Source organism: Roseicyclus sp. (genome assembly GCF_965662675.1).
In the GTDB taxonomy this organism is placed as follows: domain Bacteria; phylum Pseudomonadota; class Alphaproteobacteria; order Rhodobacterales; family Rhodobacteraceae; genus Roseicyclus.
In genome coordinates this window covers 1-1,573 of sequence record NZ_CBFIIK010000188.1, presented here as the reverse complement: position 1 = coordinate 1,573, position 1,573 = coordinate 1, and the positions used below count along the sequence as shown (strand labels likewise).

The following is a 1,573-nucleotide window of genomic DNA, read 5'->3' as shown; positions in this document are numbered from 1 at the left end:
GTTTTCAGCGCAATCGCAGATCTGGCGGAATTGCCGCAAGATGTGCGCGAAGATCTTAATAAAATCTGTCAGTTACGCAAATTCGAGAAAGGTCAGATCATCGCGCATCCGGGCGAAGTGTCGGACCTTGTCGGTTTTGTCAGCGAGGGGATATTGCGCATGCAAAAGACCCTGCCTGATGGCCGTCAGCATGTGGTGGGCCTGCTTGTGCCGGGCGATGTTTTCGGCCGTGTCTTTGACGGGGCGATGCAGTTCTCGATCGAGGCTGCAACGACTGCCAAGGTCTTCTTGTTTCCACGACCGGCTTTCGAGGCGTTGCTGTCCGCCTCGCCCGAGCTGGACCGGCTGATGCTCTTGCACTTTCTCAACGAGATCGACCGGACTCGCGATTGGATGGTGATCTTGTCCAACCCAAAGGTGCGGGGGCGTTTGGCTGGTTTCTTGCTGATGCTTTGCACCCGGTTTCGTAACATCGATGGCATGCTGGGGTCGATGAACGGCATGCTGACGGTCGGCATCCCGATCAGCCGCGCCGATCTGGCCCATCTTTTGGGTGCGCGGGCGGAATCGATCAGCCGTGCGTTTCACGCGCTTGCCGATGACGGAATGATCGACATCATCCGCCCCGATCTGGTGGTTTTGCGCAATATCGAGGATCTGGCCGATGAGGCGGGTGAGCCCGAATTGGGCGAGGCCGTCTTGTCCGCAGAATTGCCAGCCGCCATCGTCAAGCCGCTGCGGCAATAATTGGGGCGCGCGCTTTGGCCTGTCCCTCAGGGACAGGCCGCATCGAAATAGGTGCCATCGCCGCGGGCATAGGCGCAGCGCCCGGTCGCGCTGTTCTGGGCCACCAGCGTTCCCGCCGCCGCCCCGGCCAGCGCCGCGATCAGCCGCCAATTGCCATCGGCATCGAAGGCCTCGGCGGTCAAAAGCCCGGTTGCGGCACCCGCTGTCATCCCCACAAGGGTGCGCTGTTCACTGGTGAGGTTCTCGCACCCCGCCAGCAGCGTCAGGGCAAGGCCCAAGGCCGTGATCTTGGAAAGCCCGCTCATGCGCGTGCCTCCGGCGCTTTGCCATCGTGATGTTCGGCGACCGCTTGCAGCACCTCGCCCGAGAGGCTGCGGCTGACCGCATGGGCGATGTCGCCCAAACTCAGCATGCCGACCAAACGCTTGTTGTCGTCGATCACCGCCAAGCGGCGGATTTTCTTTTGCTCCATCATGTGGATCGCATCCTCGACGGTCGAGCTTGAGCGGCACCAGACGATGCCCTTGGTCATAATGTCGGCGGCGGTCGTCTTGGCCGGGTCGCGCCCTTTGGCCACGAGGCGCAAGGCAATGTCGCGGTCGGTCACCATGCCGATCAGCTTGTCATCCTTGCCGATCGGAACGGCGCCGATGTCGTCTTTCTCCATCATCTTTGCGATCTCGGCGATCGCGGTATCGGCGCTGGCCCATGTGGCCTTGGGGTGCATTGCTTTGGCGATTTCCATGGCTGTCTCCTTGGTCGAGCATATGACGGCCCAGCATGCGCCGGGCGGCGGCGGGCATCATTGACCGGGCGCAAACGGGAC

The 1,573-nt window shown here is 61.9% G+C and carries 3 protein-coding genes; 1 reads left to right on the top strand and 2 read right to left on the bottom strand.

Annotated features, from left to right (window positions below):
* A partial coding sequence (locus ACTG4J_RS15375; RefSeq protein ID WP_439140607.1) for a Crp/Fnr family transcriptional regulator occupies positions 1–747 on the top strand: 747 nt, incomplete at its 5' end.
* Between the two features lie 26 nt (positions 748–773).
* Here ACTG4J_RS15375 and ACTG4J_RS15370 read toward each other — a convergent pair.
* Positions 774–1,052, bottom strand: coding sequence for a glycine zipper 2TM domain-containing protein (locus ACTG4J_RS15370; protein ID WP_439140606.1), 279 nt, complete (start codon positions 1,050–1,052; stop codon positions 774–776).
* Positions 1,049–1,492, bottom strand: a complete 444-nt coding sequence (locus ACTG4J_RS15365; protein WP_439140605.1) for a CBS domain-containing protein — start codon at positions 1,490–1,492, stop codon at positions 1,049–1,051. The genes ACTG4J_RS15370 and ACTG4J_RS15365 overlap by 4 nt, the downstream gene beginning before the upstream one ends.
* Positions 1,493–1,573 lie beyond the last annotated feature (81 nt).